Below are 20107 nucleotides of genomic sequence, written 5' to 3'. Positions count from 1 at the left end.
ATGGAAGAAAAACTGCGCTTCGCCATCCGTGAAGGCGGCCGTACCGTCGGCGCTGGCGTGGTATCGAAAATTATCGCTTAATTATACTGGCAGAGGGGTCGGGCCCGGTGTTGCAAAACATCGGGCCTGATTTCCCGCCAAGCCTAAAGGGCACATAACTATGTCAAGTCAAACGATCCGTATCAGGCTGAAAGCCTTCGATTACCGGGTGCTGGATGCCTCCACACAGGAAATCGTAAACACTGCGAAACGCACTGGCGCCACCGTGCGCGGTCCGATTCCACTGCCAAACAAAATTGAGAAATTCACGGTTCTCCGTGGTCCACACATCGACAAAAAGTCGCGTGACCAGTGGGAAATCCGGACGCACAAGCGTCTTCTCGATATTGTCGACCCGACACCACAGACCGTGGACGCGCTGATGAAGCTCGACCTCGCTGCTGGCGTTGACGTCGAAATTAAAGTATAAGGGGGCATCAGATTATGCGCTCTGGCGTTATTGCAAAGAAGCTGGGCATGACCCGGCTGTTCCTCGAAGACGGCAAACAGATTCCTGTAACCGTTCTTCAACTCGACAACCTGCAGGTTGTGGCACAGCGCACAGCTGATCGCGACGGTTATACCGCCGTTCAGTTGGGTGCTGGTTTGGCCAAAGCCAAGCGGACCACTGCTGCGATGCGCGGCCATTTTGCCAAGGCTAACGTTGAGCCGAAGCGTAAAATTGCTGAATTCCGCGTCACACCGGACTGCATGCTGGACGTGGGCGAAGAGATCATTGCTGACCACTACTTTGAAGGTCAGTACGTCGATGTCTCGGGCACCTCGATCGGTAAGGGTTTCCAAGGTGCTATGAAGCGTCACAACTTTGGGGGTCTTCGGGCGTCTCACGGTGTGTCGGTTTCGCACCGTTCGCACGGCTCTACGGGCCAGTGTCAGGATCCTGGCAAGGTTTTCAAAGGTAAGAAAATGGCGGGCCACATGGGTTCGGCACGTATTACCACGCAAAACCTGCAAGTTATCAAGACTGACAGCGACCGTGGGATCATCATGGTACGGGGCGCTGTGCCCGGTTCCAAAGGTGGTTGGGTCACGATCAAGGACGCGGTAAAGAAAGCCGTTTCCGAGAACGCGATTTTCCCGGCGGCGTTGCGTTCGGCAGCAGCAGTAGCAAAGGCTGCGGCTGAAGCAGCAGCAAATGCAGCAGCTGAAGAAGAAGCAGTACGCGCAGCAGCTTTGGCAGCAGAAGCGGCAGCAGCCGAAGAAGCAGCGGAAGCAGCAGCAGCAACGGATGCTCCAGCTGAAGGAGGCGACAACAATGAAGGCTGATGTCATCAAGCTGGACGGCGGCACTGCCGGTTCCATCGATCTGAATGATGCGCTGTTTGGTCTTGAGCCACGCGCCGATATCTTGCACCGTGTTGTGCGTTGGCAGCGGGCCCGTGCCCAAGCTGGCACACACTCGACGCTGGGTCGTTCGGACGTAAGCTACTCGACCAAGAAGATTTACCGCCAAAAAGGCACCGGTGGCGCACGTCACGGTGACAAAGGCGCGCCAATCTTCCGTCACGGTGGTATCTACAAGGGCCCGACACCGCGCAGCCATGCGCATGATCTGCCCAAGAAGTTCCGTGCGCTTGGTTTGCGTCACGCGCTGTCGGCCAAGGCCAAAGCGGGTGAGCTGATCATTCTCGACACTGCCACGATGACAGATTCCAAAACATCTTCGCTTGCCAAAATGGCGAAGGAGTTGGGTTGGAAGCGTGTTTTGATCATCGACGGTGCCGAAATCGACGGTAACTTCGCTCTTGCAGCGCGCAACATTGACTCGATCGATGTTCTGCCAAGCATGGGTGCAAACGTCTATGATATCCTGAAACGTGATCAGCTGGTGATCACCAAAGCAGGTATCGAAGCACTGGAGGCTCGTTTGAAATGAGCGTGAAAGCAAACCACTACGACGTGATCCGCAAGCCGATCATCACTGAAAAAGCAACCTTGGCTTCTGAAGCCAATGCGGTTGTTTTCCAAGTGGCGATGGACGCAACCAAGCCGATGATCAAAGAAGCTGTTGAAGCTGTCTTTGGCGTTAAAGTGAAGGCCGTGAATACGACCATCACCAAAGGCAAGGTAAAGCGGTTCAAAGGACGCCCAGGCGTTCGTTCCGACAAGAAAAAAGCCTATGTGACGCTTGAAGAAGGCAACACGATCGACGTATCGACCGGCCTTTGATTGCCATAGACTGACACTAGAAAGGCCCTGCATTTGCGGGGCCTTTTGCTTTGGGGCGCGCGCGCTCGCCTCCTGACAGAACGCACCTAGATGTTCCACCTAGGCGCGAGTTGCCTCTAAGGGGTGAGGCTGACGGCGCGGTTTTATTGTCCTCAAAAACGCGCTGGCGAAATGTCGGCTTTCAAGCCTTGAAAAGCTGCGTGGCGCGCCACGGCATAACAATTCTGACTTGTCCACAGAAGAATTGCTAAAATTTCCTTTACAGGGTTTCGTTCTTCAAACACTATATCTAGTAAGAGGCCTGTTGGCAAAACGCTGTTCCTTGCCAAACACCCAGCTTCTTGTGGCAGGCCTTTGTATTGCGGGCATTGCGGCGAGGGGTATAAAAAACGAGGCAGAGCATGTCGCTTTCAGAAGACTATAACGCAGACGATGTCCACCCTATCGACATCGTAGAAACGCTTGCCGAGCACCACGCTTGGGAGTTTGACCGCGTTACCGATGATCAAATCGCTATGGCGGTTGAGGGACAGTGGCGCACCTATTCTCTGACGTTGGCATGGTCGGCACAGGATGAAACCCTGCGCCTGATCTGCACGTTTGAGATGGAACCACCTGCAAACCGGATGTCCGAGCTTTATGACGTTATGAACCGCTGCAATGATATGGTTTGGACCGGCGCGTTTACGTGGTGGGGCGACCAAAAACTGATGGTCTGGCGCTATGGGCTGTGCCTTGCGGGCGGGCAAATTGCCGGACCGGAACAGATCGATCGCCTGATTTCCAGCGCTGTCATGGCGGCAGAGCGGTTTTACCCCGCGTTCCAATTGGTCACATGGGCCGACCACACCCCCGAAGCCGCGATGAAAGTCGCGATTGCCGAAGCATACGGGCGGGCCTAACGGCTTAAGCGTGCTCTGCCTGACGGGTGCGTGTTGGTACGTTTCTTTGTAAGCAACAACAGGCTGCGCAGCGCCTTTTGTCGCCCAACAAAATCTTCAACAACATGTTCCGTTTTGAACGGGGTTTGTGGAACCGCCGCTCTATACAAATTTTAAACAGCGTGCAGTGCCCCGTTGCACGCCACGCCGTAGCAGCCCTACAACCGCACCACCCGCTTGCCAAAGCTGCGCCCGTCCAGCAGGCCGTAAAGCCCTTCGGCGGCGTTTTCCAGACCGTCGATCACCTCTTCGGTATAGTGGATGTCGCCTGCCTCTAACCACCCCGTCATATCGCGCACAAACTCGGCATAAAGGCTGCGGGGAAAGCTGTCGAAGATGATAAAGCCTTGCACTTTTACCTTCATCCGCAGGATGGTGCCCATAATTGCAGGGCCCATATCGGGGCCATCGGGCAGGCTGGGCAGGTTGTACCACGACACCACGCCACACACCGGCATACGGGCAAAGGCGTTCAGCAGCGGCAGCACGGCATAAAGCACCTTGCCGCCCACGTTTTCGAAATACACATCAATCCCCATAGGGCAGGCGGCGCGCAGTTGCTCGGCAAAATCGGGGGCTTTGTGGTCGATGCAGGCGTCAAAGCCCAGCACATCCACCACATGGGCGCATTTCTCAGGCCCGCCCGCAATGCCCACCACACGGCAGCCCTTGAGCCGCGCAATCTGCCCCACCGTGGCCCCAACTGGCCCCGAGGCCGCAGCAACGACCACCGTTTCGCCCGGCTTTGGGTCGCCTATCGTTAGCAGCCCCGCGTAAGCAGTATAGCCGGGCATCCCCATGATCCCCAGCGACCACGACGGCCGCGCGGGCGTTGGCCCAAGGTTCAGCACCTCTGCCCCGTCAGACAGGGCGTAATCTTGCCAACCACTGCCCGCCAAAACATGATCGCCCGGCGCAAAGGCGTCTAGGTTCGACAGCACCACCTCGGCCACCACTTGCCCCGTCATCACCCCACCTAAGGCCACCGGCGTGGCATAGGATTTCGCATCATTCATTCGCCCACGCATATAGGGATCAAGCGACAAAAACACCGACCGCAACAGCATTTGCCCCGGCCCAGGCGTTGGAATAGCGCCCTCCTCTAACCGCAATGTATTGGCATCGGGGGCACCCTTGGGGCGTTGGGCCAGCACGACACGGCGGTTGATCTGATCATTTTGCGGCATGGGGCGTCCTTTGGTGTGATGGATTTCCAGCAGCATAGGGCGGATTGAGCGCGGAAAACAGGGGGGGCACGTAATCGCCCCTGCGCATAAAAAAGGGATACAGCTTTCTGATTTTACAGGCTAACCTTAACCCAAATCGCAGGGGGTTATATGAATTTGGACGAAATCAACACGCGTGGGCTGGTCTTACTGGGCTGTGGCAAAATGGGTTCGGCGATGCTGCAAGGCTGGCTGGAAACCGGCATCGCGGCGCAAAGTGTTTGGGTGAATGACCCCAACCCAAGTGATTGGCTAAAGGCCACAGGCGTGCATTTAAACGCAGGCCTGCCCGTCGATCCGGCGATCGTTTTGGTGGCGGTAAAGCCGCAGATGATGGGTGCAGCCTTGCCCAGCCTTGTCGCTTTGGGCAATGGAACGACCCTGTTCCTCTCGGTCGCCGCGGGTGTGACGCTTGCGCATTATGCGCAGGTTTTGGGGGCGCAAACGCCGATTATCCGCGCGATGCCAAATACCCCTGCTGCCGTGTCACGCGGCATCACGGCGATGTGCCACAACCTCCATGCAACCGAGGCGCATCTGCAACTGGCCGAGGCCCTGCTGGGTGCGGTGGGGCAGGTGGTGCGGCTGGAAGGCGAGCATCAGATGGATGCAGTCACCGGCCTGTCCGGCTCTGGCCCCGCCTATGTGTTCCACATGATCGAGGCGATGGCGCAAGCGGGTGAGGCCGTCGGTCTTGCGCCCGACTTGGCGATGACATTGGCGCGCGCGACCGTTTGCGGCGCCGGCGAGTTGGCCCACCAAGCGCCCGAAACGGCGGCCCAGTTGCGCATCAACGTCACGTCTCCGGGAGGCACAACGGCGGCAGGGTTGGCCGTACTGATGGCGGAATTGCCCGACCTGATGACCCGTACCGTCACCGCAGCATGTGACCGCAGCAAAGAGCTGGGCGAATGATCACCTATGATGACTTTGCCGCCGTTGATATCCGTGTTGGCACCATAACCCGCGCCGAACCCTTCCCCGAGGCCCGCAAGCCTGCGTATAAGCTTTGGGTCGATTTCGGGGGCGACCTCGGCGAAAAACGCTCTTCCGCGCAGATCACTGCACATTACACGCCCGAAGCGTTGATCGGGCGGCAAGTGCTGGCCGTCGTCAACTTTCCACCGCGCCAAATCGGCAAAGTGATGTCCGAAGTGCTGGTGTTGGGCGTGCCCGATGCCGCTGGCGAAGTTGTGCTTATCGGCCCCAGCCACGACGTCCCACTAGGGGGGAAACTGTTTTGAAACCCGAAGTCTTCATCACCCGCCCGATGCCCGATAAAGTGATCACCGAGGCCATCCGCCATTTTTCGTTGACAATCCGAGAAGATACCACGCCCTTGTCACCGCAAGCCTGCATCGATTGCCTGCACCAATATGACGCGGTTCTGCCGACACTGGGCGACCCCTTCACGGCCGATGTCTTTGCCCAAAGCCACGCCGCCCGCTGCCGCCTTTTGGCGAATTTTGGCGTGGGATATAATCATATCGACGTCGCTGCCGCCAAGGCCGCCGGTATCCTTGTCACCAATACGCCGGGCGCGGTGACCGATGCCACCGCCGATATCGCCCTAACCTTGATGCTGATGACGGCCCGCCGCGCTGGCGAAGGCGAACGGATGCTGCGGGCAGGCGACTGGCAAGGCTGGCATCCGACGCAACTGCTCGGCACCCATATGAGCGGAAAAACCCTTGGCATCATCGGGATGGGCCGCATCGGCAAAGCCATCGCAAAGCGGGCGCATTATGGCTTTGATATGAACGTGCGCTTTTTCAACCGTTCGCCTGTGCCCAACCCGGGCGCGCCCGCCGAACAAGTCGATTTCGCGCAGGCTCTTGGTGCCGATTTCGTGGTTATCGCTGTACCCGCAAACCTCGACACCTATCACCTGATCGATGCCGCGGCGCTGTCACAGATGCAGCCCACCGCCTTTCTGATCAACATCGCCCGTGGTGATATCGTTGACGAAAACGCGCTGGTTACAGCCCTGAAAACCAAGGTGATTGCAGGTGCTGGCTTGGACGTTTACGAGCATGAACCCCAAATCGCACCCGAGTTGATCGCCATGCAAAACACAACCCTATTGCCCCATCTCGGCACGGCCGCCCTCGCGGTGCGTGAAGATATGGGTCTGATGGCCGTCTCCAACCTGCTTGCGTTTTTTGAGGGTAAACCCCTTCCAAATCTTGTCTAGGCCATGGCTTTCTGTTCGGTCCAAATATCCTCGCCGAAGGCCCTGACCTATGTGCCAACCCGCCCTTGCAGGCGAGCGCCCCCACGCTACGGCTGGGGGCTCAATGCCCCCAATCGTGGCGCGCGCCTAAGATGATTATGTCGCGCGGGCGCAACTACGTTTTTGTGCATATCCCCAAGACCGGCGGCACGGCGTTGACGCTTGCCCTCGAAGCAAGAGCGATGAAAGACGATATTTTGATAGGCGATACGCCGAAAGCGCAGGCGCGCAAAGGGCGGCTGCGCGGCCTTAATACGGCGGGGCGGCTTTGGAAGCATTCAACCCTCGCCGATATTGACGGGCTGGTCACGCCCAACGATCTCGCCGCCATGTTCACGCTGACACTGGTGCGCAACCCTTGGGATCGCGCGGTCAGCTATTACCATTGGCTGCGCCACCAAGCCTTTGCTCACCCTGCCGTGACGCTGTCTAAGGTTTTGAACTTTAGTGATTTCTTGAATCACCAGCAAACCCAATCCGCTTTCAAATCATGGCCCGCCAGCGCCTATATGCGCGATGCCGGGGGGCAAGAGCGGTGCTCATTATATCTACGGCTGGAACATATTGAGGATGATATCGCGCCGTTTGAGGCGCATCTTGGATTTGCCTTAACCCCATTGGCGCGGGCGAATGCGTCAACGCGCGATGCCGATTGGCGCAGATATTATTCTGATGCTGATGCAGGCCTGTTGGCGACGCTTTGCGCCGAGGATATTGCGCGCTTTGACTATGGGTTCGATGATAAGGTAAAGGGCAGCCCCCGCTAAAGGGCTGCCCTTGCTCTACCAAAACGCGTTTCAGGCCGCCTTCTTTTGCGGGGCAAAGCGGCTGTAGAAACCGTCACCTTTGGCCGCCATATCACGCAGCAGGGCAGGCGCCTTAAACCGCTCACCAAACTCGGCCGTCAGCGCATCGCAAATCTCAACCGCGCGGGGTGCGCCGATCATATCCAGCCAAGACAGCGGCCCCCCAGACCATGGCGCAAAGCCCCAGCCTAGAATGGCGCCCACATCGCCTTCGCGGATGTCCATCAGCACGCCATCTTCCAATGCGCGCACGGCCTCCAGCACTTGGGCCATCAGCAGGCGGTGTTGCACCAGCGTCAATTCGGGTTGCTCCTCGGTCACCGGATAGGCGGCTTCCAAGCCGTCCCAAAGCCCTGCGCGCTTGCCTTTGTCGTCATAGCTATAAAAGCCGGCGTTGGATTTTTTGCCCAAACGCCCTTGGTCGGCCATGGCAAACAGCACCTCATCCACCGCGCCGTCAGGATAGGCATCGCCCATCGCCAACCGCGTGGCCTTGGCGATTTTCACGCCCAAATCGATCGAGGTTTCATCGACCAATTGCAGCGGCCCCAGCGGCATACCCACCAGTTTCGCGGCGTTTTCGATCAGCACGGGTTCAACCCCTTCGGCAACCATGCGGATGCCTTCGTTGATATAGGGGATGATGCAGCGGTTCGCATAAAAGAAGCGTGCATCATTGACCACAATCGGCGTCTTGCGGATTTGCCGAATGAAATCAAGCGCCTTGGCAACGGCGCGGTCGCCCGTCGCCTTGCCGCGAATAACCTCGACCAGCAGCATCTTATCAACAGGTGAAAAGAAATGGATGCCGATAAACTGATCCGGGCGCGCGCTGGCATGGGCCAAGTCGGTAATCGGCAAAGTGGATGTGTTGGTCGCGAAAATGCAGTCAGGGCCAACAATCGCTTCAACCTTTTTTGTCACCTCGGCCTTTACGCCCATATCTTCAAACACCGCCTCGACGATCAGATCACAACCTGCAAGCGCTGCATAATCGGTGGTGGCGGTGATGCGGGCCAGCACTTCGGCCTTTTTCTCTTCGGTCACCTTTTTGCGGCTGATGCCTTTGTCCAAAATTCCCGCAGAATAGGCTTTGCCATGGTTCGCAGACTCTTGCTTGGCATCAATCAGCACGACCTCAATACCCGCATTGGCCGCGACATATGCAATGCCTGCGCCCATCATGCCCGCGCCAATAACACCAACCTTTTTAATGGTTTGGTCGGGTTGTGCGGGCCGAACCGCGCCCTTTTCCAGCGCCTCTTTGTTGATGAACAGGCTGCGGATCATCGCACTGGACGATGGGTTCATCAGCACCGAGGTAAACCACCGCGCCTCAATTTTCAGGGCGGTATCAAACGGCACCATTGCGCCTTCATACACCGCCGACAGCAGCGCCTTGGCGGCGGGGTAAACGCCCATGGTTTTGCTGTGCACCATCGCCGAGGCGCCGACAAAGGTCATAAATCCAGCCGGGCTGTAGGGCGCGCCGCCGGGCATTTTATAGCCCTTGGCATCCCACGGTTTTACCAAATCGGCATCCGATGCGCCCAAAACCCATTCTTTGGCGCGGGCCAGAAGCGCGTCGGGGGCGACGACCTCATCAATCAGCCCTGCATTTTTGGCGGCTTTGGGGTCTGACAGCTTACCTTCCAGCAAAAAGGGGGCCGCCATCATCGCGCCCATTTTGCGCACAAGCCGCGTTGTGCCACCCGCACCGGGGAAAATGCCAACCATGATTTCAGGCAGGCCGATCTTGGCCTTGGGGTTATCGGCCGCAATTATGCGGTGACACGACAGCGGAATTTCCAACCCAATCCCGAGCGCTGTGCCCGGCAAGGCCGCGACAATCGGCTTGCCCCCTTTCAGGGTTTTTGGGTCCATGCCCGCGCGTTCAATCTTGCGCAGAATGGCGTGCATGCCCATGACACCGTCGAACACCGATTGTGCAGGGTTATCGCCGCCGTCCTCTTTCATCTTGGCGATCACGTTCAAATCCATCCCGCCTGCGAAATCCTTTTTCGCCGAGGTGATGATGATGCCTTTAACCGCCGTATCGCCAAGTGCGCGATCGACAAATCCGTCCAGCTGCATGAACGCCTCTTGCGACATCACGTTCATCGATTTTCCAACGGTGTCCCAGCTTATCGTCGCCACGCCGTCTGCATCTTGGGCATAGGTAAAGTCGCTCATTCTATCGGTCCTTCGTTCGGGGATATTTCGGCTGTGGGGTCTGTCTCGGCGACTTGAATGCCAACAAAGGGCCAGCGTGAATTTGCCAGCGAATTGGTGATAGAGACGGCGCGCCAAACGCCGCCGTGTCGCCGCAGCGTCATTTGTGAGGTATAGGGTGGCAGGATCCGGTGTGCGCCTGCCATCAGATGCGAAACATAGCGGCCGGTAATCAGATCTTGGTCAAGCCGTTTGGCTGTTTCGACCAATCGGACGTAATGGGTCACCTTTTGCATCTGCAAGGTTTGACAAAACGCTTCAAACCCCGCGCGCAGCTCTTCGGGGGTTGCGACGTTGATGTTTGCGGTATGGGTGATCAGTTGCAGCGGCAGCATGATCTTGCCTTGATAGGCCTCCCAATCTTGGGCCATCACCGCATCCGAGATAACGTCGAGGTATTCCTGAAGGATTTCATCCGCGTCCATTTATGCCTCCTGTTCGTTTGGGCATTTGCGCAGGCTTTGTACCGGGGGCGGGCTTTGTCGGGTCATTTGGGGCCCGACCAATCTGTGCCGTCCTTATGGGTAAACCGGGCGGTGCCGGCATCTAGGCGGACAACCATATCAATATCACTATAGGTGGCCACCTCATGCCGGGCCTTGGTGCCGACAACTAAAAAACGGACCTCGGCGTCGGTGTGGTTGATGAAATGATGGCCATCGGTACTGCCCGCCGGAAAGGCCGCGCAATCGCCCACTGTCATTGGGGTTTCACCAGCATCTTGCACAAGCGTGCAGGCGCCCTTTGTGATCATCACAAACTCGTCTTCATGCAGGTGCCAGTGGCGCAGACTTGATTTCGCGCCGGGGGCCAAGATAACCAAATTGGCCCCGAATTGCGTCAGCCCACCTGCATCGGCCAACCGCAGGCTAGACCGCCCCGTCATCTGGCTTGCATAGGGTTCAGGATAGATCGAACCGGTTTTGACCGGCACTTTGGTCAGATCAAGTTTTGGCATTCTGCACCTCTGTTTCTGGTTTTAAACCCGCTCAATAATCGTTGCGGCCCCCATGCCCGACGCGATGCACAGCGTGGCAAGGCCGACTTCTTTATCTGCGCGCTCCAGCTCATCCAAAAGCGTGCCGATGATGATAGCGCCAGTGGCCCCCAAAGGGTGGCCCATCGCGATAGAGCCGCCGTTGACGTTGACGATCGCGGGATCGACGTTAAACGCCTGCTGAAACCGCAAGACGACGGCAGCAAAGGCTTCATTCACCTCAAACAAATCAATGTCGGAAATGGCCATCCCGTGATCGGCGAGGATCTTTTGCGTCACAGGCACGGGGCCGGTTAGCATGATCGTCGGGTCTGTGCCGATTTTCGCCGTGGCCCGAATGCGGGCGCGGGGTTTCAACCCGTAGCGTTCGCCAAATTCCTTATTGCCGATCAGCACGGCAGCCGCGCCGTCAACAATACCGCTGGAATTGCCGGCGTGGTGGATATGGTTGATCTGCGCCAGATGCGGGTATTTCATCATGGCAATTTTGTCGAAACCGGGCATCACCTCACCCATATCCTTGAACGCAGGCTTCAGGCCGCCAAGGCTTTGCATATCGGTGGCGGGGCGCATGTATTCGTCACGGTCCAGAATGGTCAGGCCGTTCTGATCCTTGATCTCAATTATTGATTTGGCAAAGCGGCCCTCGGCCCAAGCCTGCGCTGCGCGCCATTGGCTTTCAACCGCCAAAGCATCGGCCATTTCACGGGTAAAGCCGTATTCAGTAGCGATAATATCCGCGGAAACACCTTGTGGAACGAAATAGGTTTTCATGGCAAGGCTGGGGTCGACGGCAATCGCCGCCCCGTCACTGCCCATCGCCACTCGGCCCATCATTTCCACGCCGCCGGCGATATACCCCATACCAGCTCCGCCACGAATTTGGTTGGCGGCAAGGTTCACCGCCTCCATGCCGCTTGCACAAAAGCGGTTGATCGCAAGGCCGGGGATGCTTTGGTCCAGATCCGAGGCCAACACAGCCGAGCGCGCAAGGCAGCCACCCTGTTCGCCGACTTGGGTCACATTGCCCCAAATCACATCCTCAACCGCGTGGCCCTCTAAACCGTTGCGCGCCTTTACCGCATTCAGCACCTTGGCCGATAGCGCGACCGAGGTTACTTCGTGCAAACTTCCATCGGCACGGCCCTTGCCACGGGGCGAGCGAACGGCGTCATAAATATAGGCTTCGGTCATATGGGTTTCTCCCGGTCGTAGACTGTATAGGTCACCTGTTTGGTGGCCGCAGCATTGCGTTGAGGTTAGGATCAGGCGCGGTCAGACGGATTGCCGGGCATCATGTCATAGGGGTGTTTCCAGCCCGGCAGCGCCGCAATTTGATCAAGCCAGCGGTCGATATTGGGCCAGTCGGCGCGATCAAAGCCAAAAGGCTCTTTGTAAAACAGGTAGCCGCAGCACGAGAGGTCGGCGATCGTAACCTGATCCCCAACGATCCAATCGGACTTGGCCAGATGGTCGTTTAAAATGCCATAGGCTGCCTTTAGCCGCCCTTGGTTAAACGCGATCACTGCCTCGGGCCGCTTATCCGCGGGCAGGAAGTTCATCAAGAACCGCGTGGCACCGGCCACGCCCGAAAGCTTGTGATTGTCCCAAAACAACCAGCGCAAAACCTCGCGCCGCTCGGCCGCAGAACGCCCGCCCAGCTTGCCAGTTTTGGAACTTATGTAATCTAGGATGACGCCCGACTGCGACAGGGTGACATCGCCATCGATCAGTACAGGCACTTCGCCCATTTCATTGATCGCACGAAAGGCAGGGGTTCGGCTTTCGCCATTGAAAAAGTCGACATAGACGGGGTCCCATTCCATATCGGCCAAGGTGAGGGCGAGTGCCGCCTTGTAAGCGTTGCCGCTTTCGCCAAAGCAATAGAGTTTCGCAGACATAGGTTCAGTCTCCTTTTGATGGGGCGGACGGGGGTTTCACACCCCCGCACCCCCGTGAGGTATTTGCGCCAAGATGAATAACGAATTGTTAACCATGGCGCGATAGCGTTGTTTTTGCGGTACAGGCTGAGGAGCCGATGACCGCCCAAGGTGAAGTCGCCCCGGTCTTGATGTGAAGAACTCACCGACGCTGGACCGATCCCCTGAACCGGGGCGCATTCTTGGGTATTTCATCTTGGCTCAAATACCTAAAAACGGTTGCCCCATGCCAAGCGTTATTTTTTGCGGGCCTCCAGCTCTGAGTTGAACAAGCGCATGCGGTGGGTCAGCGTATTATGGTCGATCACCGAGTTGAAATTTTCAAATAGAAACGACAGCGCTTCGCCTTCATCCAGCCCCGCCTCATTTGCGAATTTCTTGAGCCGACGATAGCCATCTTCGGTCATGGCGACCGGAAAACGGCGGGTCAGACGAAAGCGTTTGGGCATAGAGAACTCCAATATCGGCAGGCCGTAGGGGGTGCTTTAGCGCACCGCACTACCTTACCTTAGAACGCCTCGGCGGCCAGCGCCATTACAGGTTCGGCACCAGATTCTATGCGGGCCAGATGCATAGCGGTCGCGGGCAATTGGCGTGCCATATAGTAGCGGCCCGTGGCGATTTTGGCCGCCAAGAAGCCTGCGTCGCCGGTGCCTGCATCTTGCGCGGCAAAAGCAGCTTTGGCCATCCGCGACCACATGAACCCAAGGCAGACATGCCCCATCAGGTGCATGAAGTCATAGGACCCCGACAGGGCATTGTTCGGGTTTTTTACGCCATTTTGCATGAAATACATCGCCGCGGCCTGCATGTCTTTGGACCCTGATTTCAGCGCATCGGTGAACGGCTGCATCCGCGCATCATCTTGGTTTTCCTTGATAAAGCCTTTGATCATCTCAAAGAAGGCCATCACATGCTTGCCGCCGTCCTGCGCCAGTTTGCGGCCCACAAGGTCAAGCGACTGAATGCCGTTCGCGCCTTCATAGATTTGCGCAATACGGGCATCGCGGACAAACTGGCTCATGCCGTTTTCCTCAACATACCCATGCCCGCCCCAAACCTGTTGCGCTTGCACGGCCATCTCAAACCCTTTGTCGGTTTGGAAGCCTTTGATCACCGGTGTCAGCAAGGAAATCAACCCTTCGGCCTTTTCGTCGCCCATGCGCACCGAGCGGTCGATCAGATGCGCGCCCCAGAAGGTAAAGGCCCGCGCGCCTTCAACAAAGCTTTTCTGATCCATCAGGTTGCGGCGAATGTCGGGGTGTACGATCAGCGGATCGGCAGGGCCGCTGGGGTTTTCAACGCCCGTTACCGCACGGCCTTGCAGGCGGTCATGTGCATAGGCCACGGCGTTTTGATAGGCGGCTTCGGCCACGGCATAGCCTTGCAGGCCCACGCCCAAACGCGCCTCGTTCATCATGGTGAACATGGCCTTCATGCCTTTGTGCAGGTCGCCCAACAGCCAGCCTTTGGCCCCGTCATAGTTCATCACGCAGGTCGCGTTGGCGTGGATGCCCATCTTATGTTCAATCGAGCCGACAGACACGCCGTTGCGCTCGCCCAAGCTGCCGTCGTCATTCACCAAAAACTTGGGCACGATGAACAGCGACACGCCTTTAATGCCATCCGGCCCACCAGCCGCGCGGGCCAACACCAAGTGGATGATGTTTTCCGCCAAGTCATGCTCACCCGCCGAGATGAATATCTTTTGCCCTGTGATCGCATAAGACCCATCGTCTTGCGGGTCGGCCTTGGTGCGCATCAGGCCCAGATCGGTGCCGCAATGCGGCTCGGTCAGGTTCATCGTGCCGGTCCATTCGCAGGATACCATTTTGGGCAGATATTTGGCTTTTTGATCATCCGTGCCATGCACGTGGATCGCCGAATAGGCGCCATGCGTCAGGCCTTGGTACATGTTGAACGCCATGTTGGCCGAGACGAAAATCTCGCCCACCGCAGTTCCCATCAGATAGGGCAGGCCTTGGCCACCATAGTTCGGGTCACAATCCAGCGCGGTCCAACCGCCGTCTTTCATCGCCTTGAACGCCGCGTCAAACCCCTTGGGCGTGGTCACAACACCGTTTTCCAGCGTGCAGCCCTCTTGGTCGCCCGACAGGTTCAGGGGCGCCAGCACATCGCGGGCTACTTTGCCTGCCTCTTCCAATACCGCGCTGGTGAAATCGGCTTCCAGCTCTTCATACCCCGGCACGCCAGAGTCTGTGACGTGCAAAACATCTTGCAACACAAACTGAATGTCTTGGACGGGGGCATTATAGATCGGCATCGGACTCTCCATAGGTATCTTTTGGATGCGGCCGCCTAGGCCGCAGATTTTGTCTGCGGTGCGGGCGGGGTGGAATAGCTGTGGAACATCTCGGCTCCGTTGGCCAATTCGGTTTTCAACTCGGCAATCGCCTCGGTCAGCTCATCGCGTTGCTGTTCCATCTGCGCCAATCGCTCTTGGGCCAGTGTATAGGTGCGCAAATATTGCGACCGTTCCGACCCTTCGAGGTCATACAGATCAAGCAACTTGCGGATATCTTCGAGGCTAAAGCCAAAACGCTTGCCGCGCAGGATCAGTTTCAGGCGCACACGGTCGCGTCGGCTAAACAGCCGTTTTGTTCCCTCACGTTTCGGGAAAATCAGTTCTTTTGCTTCATAGAACCGCAGCGTGCGCGGCGTTACGTCAAACGCATCACACATTTCGCGGATGGTCATTTCTTCAATCACGGTCATCGTCTCTCTCACATTTGCCTAGGGAAATGGATTCCCTTCCTCTAGGTCACATGGGATTATTCAGATGATGTTACCAGACTAATTGACGTTAACGTCACCATAACGTGACGTCAATTTTGTAGTGACGTGGTGTCAGCCCTGAAATTACAGTTCTTTGGCGGCGGTTTCACGCAAAGCGCGTAAATCGCTTAGCGTCAAATCGAGCTCGACGCGTTGGCGTTCAAGCTCGGCCAATTGGCGGTCGGCAAGGTCAACCCATGCCTGCAACTGCGGTTTATTACCCTTTTGGCGGTAAATCATCAGCCATTGGCGAATTTCTTCAAGGCTGAACCCAAACCGCCGGCCGCGCAAAATAAGCGTCATGCGCGCCACTTCACGCGAGCCGTACCAACGCGAGCGGCCATCTTTTTCCGGCTCTAGCAGCTCAATATATTCGTAATACCGCAATGTGCGCGGCGTTACATCAAACTTTCCGCACATTTCTTTAAAGCTGAGGCGTGTGTCGGTCATTTGCTCTCTCCCGTTAGGTATAGGATAGGCCGATGCGGGGGCCAGTGCAATTGCCCGAACGCGACGTTTCGGCGGGGGCTTGCAGCTTTTGGCCCAATCGGGAACAAAGGCATGAAATAAGGGCGGGCCGCATGACAGATAGTGAACAATTCGCGCAACAGTTTATTCAAGCCTTGCCGCATTCGCGCGCCTTGGGGATGGAGCTTGAGTCGCTGAAAGACGGCGTTGCTGTGATTTCCATGCCCTATGACACGCGGTTTATCGGTGACCCTGCGACGGGGGTTATCCACGGCGGCGCGGTATCGGCTCTGATGGATACGGCCTCGGGGGCGGCGGTGATGTGCCACCCGTCGCATCCCAGATCTACAGCGACGCTTGATCTGCGCGTCGATTACATGCGCCCCGCCACGCCAAACCAACGCATCACCGCGCGGGCCGAATGCTATCACGTCACGCGCTCTGTTGCCTTTGTGCGCGTCACCACCACGGATGAGGATACGACCCGCCCCGTGGCCACGGCAACCGGTGCCTTTACCATAGACCTCGGCAAAGGAGAGCCAGCATGACCCCCCGTATGCCTGACCGCGCCCGCCCCGAACCTGTCCAAGTGGTGAAACAGCGCCGAGATGCCGCCCTGCGCCGCCTTGTGACCGGTGTGCCTTATATCCAGTTTCTCGGCATCCAGTTTGATCGCCGCGGGGATGAGCTAACGGCCGTGCTGCCCTTTGATGAAAAGCTGATCGGCAACCCGATGCTGCCCGCCATCCACGGGGGCGCTACGGCGGCTTTCCTAGAGGTGGCGGCGATTATCGAGCTGAGCTGGTCAACCCTGTGGGAAGATATGGAGCAGGGCCGTTTCGATGTGGCCGAGACCGAGGTTCACAGCCCAATGCGCCTGCCGAAAACCATTGATTTCACGGTTGATTTCTTGCGCTCTGGCCTGCCGCGTGATGCCTATGCGCGGGCGCGGATCAACCGGTCGGGCAGGCGTTATGCCTCGGTGCATGTCGAAGCATGGCAAGACAATCGCAGCCGGTTGTTTGCCCAAGCCACGGGCCATTTCCTGATGCCCGACCTACAAGCCGAAGGCGCTGCGACTGCGCTAATGGCCACCTGACCCGATGGTTGAAATCAGCCACGCCCGCGTTTTGAAACTGGCTGTGCCGATTGTGCTGGCGAATGTGACCGTGCCGCTTTTGGGCGCGGTTGATACGGCCGTTGTCGGGCAAATCGGGCTGCCTGCGCCCATCGGCGCGGTGGGGCTGGGGGCGATTATCCTGTCCTCGGTCTATTGGATTTTCGGCTTTTTGCGCATGGGCACCACGGGCCTTACCTCACAGGCCTTTGGCGCGGGCAACACTGCCGAGGGCACAGCGATTTTGCTGCGGGCGCTGATTATCGGCGGGGCCGCAGGCGTATTTTTTATCATTGCGCAAATCCCGCTGTTTTGGGCCGCACTTTGGCTGTCGCCCGGCAGCGAGGCGGTTGAAAGCCTTGCCCAAGACTACCTGACCCTGCGCATCTGGGGCGCGCCTGCCACGATTGCGCTTTATGCCGTCACGGGTTGGCTGATCGCGACCGAACGGACGCATTCGGTGTTGGCCCTGCAATTGCTGATAAACGGCACCAATATCGCGTTGGACCTGTGGTTTGTGCTGGGCCTTGGCTGGGGTGTCGAAGGTGTTGCGATTGCGACACTCATCGCGGAATGGGCGGGCCTCGGCTTTGGCCTGTGGCTGTGCCGCGCAGCCTTTGGCGCGGCTTTGGCCCCAGCGTTGGCGCGGCTGCGCGATGCAAAGGCGCTGGCCGAAATGGCCGTTGTGAACGGCGATATCATGATCCGTTCGATCTTGTTGCAAGTTAGCTTTACCAGCTTTCTGTTTCTTGGCGCGGGGCAGGGTGATGTAACCTTGGCCGCCAACCAAGTGCTGATGCAGTTCCTAACGATTGCCGCCTTTTTCCTCGACGGTTTCGCCTTTGCAGCCGAGGCGCTGGTGGGCAAAGCCGTCGGTGCAGGCTCGGTTTCGGGCGCGCGCCGGGCATCTGTTGTCAGCACGCAATGGGGTGTGGCTGCGGTGGCCTGTCTGTCGCTGTGCTTTCTGGTCGGGGGGCCTGCGCTGATTGACCTGATGACCACAGCCCCCAACGTTCGCCTTGTTGCGCGTGACTATCTGCCGTGGCTGGTCGCCGCGCCTATCGTCGGTGTGTGGGCGTGGATGCTGGATGGCATCTTTATTGGCGCCACCTTAACCCGTGAAATGCGCCAAACCATGCTTGTGTCTGTGCTGGCCTATGCCGCCGCCCTGATGGTGCTGATCCCGCTGTGGGGCAACCACGGGCTTTGGGCGGGTTTGATGGTTCTGAATATCATGCGCGGCATCGCCATGTGGCGCAAATGGCCAATGGTCGAGGCCAAAGCCCGCGCCGCCAAAGACCGCCTAGCGCCGCAGTAACCCAAAGGCCGCCGAGGCCCCCCAACCCGCCACAACCGCCAAGAAAAGGGCCAGCAGCCCGTAAATCAACGAATGTTCATGCGCGAGGTTAAAGATCCAGCGCTCCAGCCCGTCTTTGTTGACGGTGATACTTTCTTCGTGCACATCAACGACCGCACCATCGCGGGTAATGAACAGCCGCACCTTATACTCGCCTTCGGTCAGGTTGGCGGGCAGGGCCACATCGGCCCGAAACAGCGTCGATTCCAAAAGCTTGACCGAGTTCTCGCTCAGAACATAGTCGTGGCTTTCTGTGCGCAGGCGGATCAAGGATTCCAAGAACACAGGCGCATCCGGAGCCTCGGCTGCAATGCCAACTGCGCGAATGGCGCTGGGAATTGTGACCTGATAGCGCAGGTTTTCCGTTTCAGACAACGCCTGCGCCAATGGCGCTGACGATGCAATCGCGTAAAAGCTGGGCGCGCGGGCAATGTTGACCGAGTCCACATTCATCCAAATGCCAAAACGCCGTTCCTTGCGGCGCACGGTCAGCGGGCCAGATGGCCCTTGGATCGTTGCAATCACCTCAAGCGGGGCACCGGCCGGAATGGCCTGTTCGCGCTTTACCGCGCCATAAATCAGAATTTCTGATCCGGTAAAATTGGTGGTAATCGACACAAGGTTCTGGCTAAGGCCAGCGACGATCGTTTCACCCGTCGGGGTTTTGGCCTCTTGCGCCTGCAAGGGCATGGCCAAGGCGATAAGGCACAAAAGCGCGCGGATCATGGGAACCTCCCCGGCGCGATGGAATACAGCTCATCCGGGGTCAATAGCAGGCCAAGCCCAATGCGCAGACATACGGCCAGCACCATCAGCGCCAACAAAATCCGCAACTGTTCTGCCCGCAGCATCAGCCCGATTTTAGACCCGATTTGCGCCCCGATAACGCCGCCGATAATCAGCAGCAGCGCCAAGACCATATCGACGGTCTGGCTGGAAACGGCGTGCATCACCGTTGTAAACGCGCTGACAAAAATGATCTGCAACAGCGAGGTGCCAACCACAACCTTGGTAGGCATACCAAGCAGGTAAATCATCACGGGCACCATGATGAAGCCGCCGCCAACGCCCATAATAGCTGATAAAAACCCGACGGCCGCCCCAGCCATCATCGGCGGGATCACGGAAATATACAGGCCAGAGGCACGGAATTTCATCTTGAACGGCAGTTTATGTACCGAATAATGCACATGCGAACGCCGGATCGGCCCGCCGGGCTTGCGCGACCGTAGCAAGGCACCAAGGCTTTCCTTGAACATCATCGCACCGACGACACCCAAAAACAGCACATAAGACAGCTGCACAAATAGATCAATCTGGCCCAAGGTTGTCAGCCAAGCAAACACCACGATGCCCGCACCAGACCCCATAAGGCCGCCAATCATCAAGATCATGCCCATGCGGAAATCGACGGCTTTGCGTTTTAGCTGTGCCAGAACCCCCGAAACGGACGAGGCCACAACCAGATTGGCCCCTGTGGCGACCGCAACCGCCGGCGGGATGCCCATAAAAAACAACAAAGGGGTGATGATGAACCCACCGCCAACCCCGAACATCCCAGATAATATGCCCACAATGCCGCCCAAGCCAAGCAATGCTAAGGCGTTTACGGAAAGTTCAGCAATTGGCAGGTAAAGCTGCATATCAGGGCAATCAATATGGAGTTTTAATCAATTCAGCAAAGGAGCAAGTCACAATGCAACGGGCGGGATGATAGGCAGGTCATATCTTAACGATTGCGCCGCTTGGTCGGGGATGTCAAACG

The 20107-nt window shown here is 57.7% G+C and carries 25 protein-coding genes; 13 read left to right on the top strand and 12 right to left on the bottom strand.

What is annotated here, in order from left to right:
- The 6 genes from ACEN2J_RS05455 to ACEN2J_RS05430 form a co-directional block, all read left to right on the top strand.
- Positions 1 to 81 (top strand): hypothetical protein (locus ACEN2J_RS05455; RefSeq protein ID WP_082525877.1); only part of this gene is annotated, 81 nt, incomplete at its 5' end.
- A gap of 79 nt (positions 82 to 160) precedes the next feature.
- Entirely contained in the window at positions 161 to 469 is a 309-nt protein-coding gene (gene rpsJ, locus ACEN2J_RS05450) for a 30S ribosomal protein S10 (RefSeq protein WP_050521166.1), read from the top strand.
- 11 nt (positions 470 to 480) lie between these two features.
- On the top strand, positions 481 to 1326 hold the full coding sequence (rplC, locus tag ACEN2J_RS05445; RefSeq protein WP_442103930.1) for a 50S ribosomal protein L3: 846 nt from the start codon (positions 481 to 483) through the stop codon (positions 1324 to 1326).
- A complete protein-coding gene (gene rplD / locus ACEN2J_RS05440) occupies positions 1316 to 1936 on the top strand; it encodes a 50S ribosomal protein L4 (RefSeq protein ID WP_442103919.1) in 621 nt (206 codons plus the stop codon). Before rplC ends, rplD begins: the two co-directional genes overlap by 11 nt.
- Positions 1933 to 2229, top strand: coding sequence for a 50S ribosomal protein L23 (locus ACEN2J_RS05435; RefSeq protein WP_137192966.1), 297 nt, complete (start codon positions 1933 to 1935; stop codon positions 2227 to 2229). The genes rplD and ACEN2J_RS05435 overlap by 4 nt, the downstream gene beginning before the upstream one ends.
- A gap of 401 nt (positions 2230 to 2630) precedes the next feature.
- Positions 2631 to 3131 carry a YbjN domain-containing protein gene (locus ACEN2J_RS05430; protein WP_442103918.1) on the top strand — a complete coding sequence of 167 codons (501 nt, stop codon included), beginning with the start codon at positions 2631 to 2633 and terminating at the stop codon, positions 3129 to 3131.
- 197 nt (positions 3132 to 3328) lie between these two features.
- Here the strand turns inward: ACEN2J_RS05430 and ACEN2J_RS05425 are convergent, their stop codons facing one another.
- Positions 3329 to 4357, bottom strand: a complete 1029-nt coding sequence (locus tag ACEN2J_RS05425; protein ID WP_442103917.1) for an NADP-dependent oxidoreductase — start codon at positions 4355 to 4357, stop codon at positions 3329 to 3331.
- A gap of 150 nt (positions 4358 to 4507) precedes the next feature.
- On the opposite strand from ACEN2J_RS05425, the gene proC reads away from it, so the two are divergent.
- The 4 genes from proC to ACEN2J_RS05405 all read left to right on the top strand — a co-directional run bounded on the left by proC (position 4508) and on the right by ACEN2J_RS05405 (position 7396).
- Positions 4508 to 5311: a pyrroline-5-carboxylate reductase gene (proC, locus tag ACEN2J_RS05420; RefSeq protein ID WP_442103915.1), complete on the top strand. Its 804-nt coding sequence runs from the start codon at positions 4508 to 4510 to the stop codon at positions 5309 to 5311.
- A complete protein-coding gene (locus tag ACEN2J_RS05415; protein ID WP_442103914.1) occupies positions 5308 to 5640 on the top strand; it encodes a tRNA-binding protein in 333 nt (110 codons plus the stop codon). The genes proC and ACEN2J_RS05415 overlap by 4 nt, the downstream gene beginning before the upstream one ends.
- Before the next feature lie 26 nt (positions 5641 to 5666).
- Positions 5667 to 6590: a 2-hydroxyacid dehydrogenase gene (locus ACEN2J_RS05410; RefSeq protein ID WP_442103928.1), complete on the top strand. Its 924-nt coding sequence runs from the start codon at positions 5667 to 5669 to the stop codon at positions 6588 to 6590.
- Between the two features lie 131 nt (positions 6591 to 6721).
- On the top strand, positions 6722 to 7396 hold the full coding sequence (locus ACEN2J_RS05405; RefSeq protein WP_442103912.1) for a sulfotransferase family 2 domain-containing protein: 675 nt from the start codon (positions 6722 to 6724) through the stop codon (positions 7394 to 7396).
- Between the two features lie 30 nt (positions 7397 to 7426).
- Here ACEN2J_RS05405 and ACEN2J_RS05400 read toward each other — a convergent pair whose 3' ends face one another.
- The 9 genes from ACEN2J_RS05400 to ACEN2J_RS05360 form a co-directional block, all read right to left on the bottom strand.
- Positions 7427 to 9628: an FAD-dependent oxidoreductase gene (locus ACEN2J_RS05400; protein ID WP_442103910.1), complete on the bottom strand. Its 2202-nt coding sequence runs from the start codon at positions 9626 to 9628 to the stop codon at positions 7427 to 7429.
- Complete coding sequence (locus ACEN2J_RS05395) at positions 9625 to 10092, bottom strand: hypothetical protein (protein WP_442103908.1); 468 nt, start codon at positions 10090 to 10092, stop codon at positions 9625 to 9627. The genes ACEN2J_RS05400 and ACEN2J_RS05395 overlap by 4 nt, the downstream gene beginning before the upstream one ends.
- 62 nt (positions 10093 to 10154) lie before the next feature.
- Positions 10155 to 10625 (bottom strand): cupin domain-containing protein, encoded by a 471-nt coding sequence (locus tag ACEN2J_RS05390; protein ID WP_442103906.1) that lies wholly within the window; start codon positions 10623 to 10625, stop codon positions 10155 to 10157.
- Between the two features lie 21 nt (positions 10626 to 10646).
- Positions 10647 to 11858: an acetyl-CoA C-acetyltransferase gene (locus tag ACEN2J_RS05385; protein WP_442103904.1), complete on the bottom strand. Its 1212-nt coding sequence runs from the start codon at positions 11856 to 11858 to the stop codon at positions 10647 to 10649.
- A gap of 71 nt (positions 11859 to 11929) precedes the next feature.
- A complete protein-coding gene (locus ACEN2J_RS05380) occupies positions 11930 to 12565 on the bottom strand; it encodes a glutathione S-transferase family protein (protein ID WP_442103902.1) in 636 nt (211 codons plus the stop codon).
- 275 nt (positions 12566 to 12840) lie between these two features.
- Positions 12841 to 13053, bottom strand: coding sequence for a hypothetical protein (locus ACEN2J_RS05375; RefSeq protein ID WP_442103901.1), 213 nt, complete (start codon positions 13051 to 13053; stop codon positions 12841 to 12843).
- Between the two features lie 59 nt (positions 13054 to 13112).
- Positions 13113 to 14888: an acyl-CoA dehydrogenase C-terminal domain-containing protein gene (locus ACEN2J_RS05370; protein ID WP_442103899.1), complete on the bottom strand. Its 1776-nt coding sequence runs from the start codon at positions 14886 to 14888 to the stop codon at positions 13113 to 13115.
- 35 nt (positions 14889 to 14923) lie between these two features.
- Positions 14924 to 15340, bottom strand: a complete 417-nt coding sequence (locus ACEN2J_RS05365; RefSeq protein WP_442103897.1) for a MerR family transcriptional regulator — start codon at positions 15338 to 15340, stop codon at positions 14924 to 14926.
- A gap of 144 nt (positions 15341 to 15484) precedes the next feature.
- Positions 15485 to 15850 carry a MerR family transcriptional regulator gene (locus ACEN2J_RS05360; RefSeq protein ID WP_442103895.1) on the bottom strand — a complete coding sequence of 122 codons (366 nt, stop codon included), beginning with the start codon at positions 15848 to 15850 and terminating at the stop codon, positions 15485 to 15487.
- Positions 15851 to 15981: 131 nt separating this feature from the next.
- Between ACEN2J_RS05360 and ACEN2J_RS05355 the strand changes: the two genes are divergently transcribed.
- From ACEN2J_RS05355 to ACEN2J_RS05345, 3 genes are read left to right on the top strand one after another with little or no spacing between them, the layout of a single operon-like run.
- On the top strand, positions 15982 to 16416 hold the full coding sequence (locus tag ACEN2J_RS05355; RefSeq protein WP_442103894.1) for a PaaI family thioesterase: 435 nt from the start codon (positions 15982 to 15984) through the stop codon (positions 16414 to 16416).
- On the top strand, positions 16413 to 16967 hold the full coding sequence (locus ACEN2J_RS05350) for a PaaI family thioesterase (RefSeq protein ID WP_442103893.1): 555 nt from the start codon (positions 16413 to 16415) through the stop codon (positions 16965 to 16967). Before ACEN2J_RS05355 ends, ACEN2J_RS05350 begins: the two co-directional genes overlap by 4 nt.
- 4 nt (positions 16968 to 16971) lie before the next feature.
- The gene (locus ACEN2J_RS05345; RefSeq protein ID WP_442103891.1) at positions 16972 to 18303 is read left to right on the top strand and encodes an MATE family efflux transporter; all 1332 of its coding nucleotides are present in this window, start codon (positions 16972 to 16974) and stop codon (positions 18301 to 18303) included.
- On the opposite strand, the gene ACEN2J_RS05340 is transcribed toward ACEN2J_RS05345, so the two are convergent.
- Entirely contained in the window at positions 18289 to 19068 is a 780-nt protein-coding gene (locus ACEN2J_RS05340) for a TIGR02186 family protein (RefSeq protein WP_442103890.1), read from the bottom strand. The genes ACEN2J_RS05345 and ACEN2J_RS05340 overlap by 15 nt on opposite strands.
- A complete protein-coding gene (locus tag ACEN2J_RS05335) occupies positions 19065 to 19985 on the bottom strand; it encodes a sulfite exporter TauE/SafE family protein (protein WP_442103889.1) in 921 nt (306 codons plus the stop codon). Before ACEN2J_RS05335 ends, ACEN2J_RS05340 begins: the two co-directional genes overlap by 4 nt.
- Positions 19986 to 20107 lie beyond the last annotated feature (122 nt).

Origin of the sequence: Pseudorhodobacter sp. W20_MBD10_FR17 (assembly GCF_052119765.1) — a bacterium.
Taxonomy (GTDB): Bacteria; Pseudomonadota; Alphaproteobacteria; order Rhodobacterales; family Rhodobacteraceae; genus Pseudorhodobacter.
This window is presented reverse-complemented; position numbering and strand designations above follow the sequence as displayed.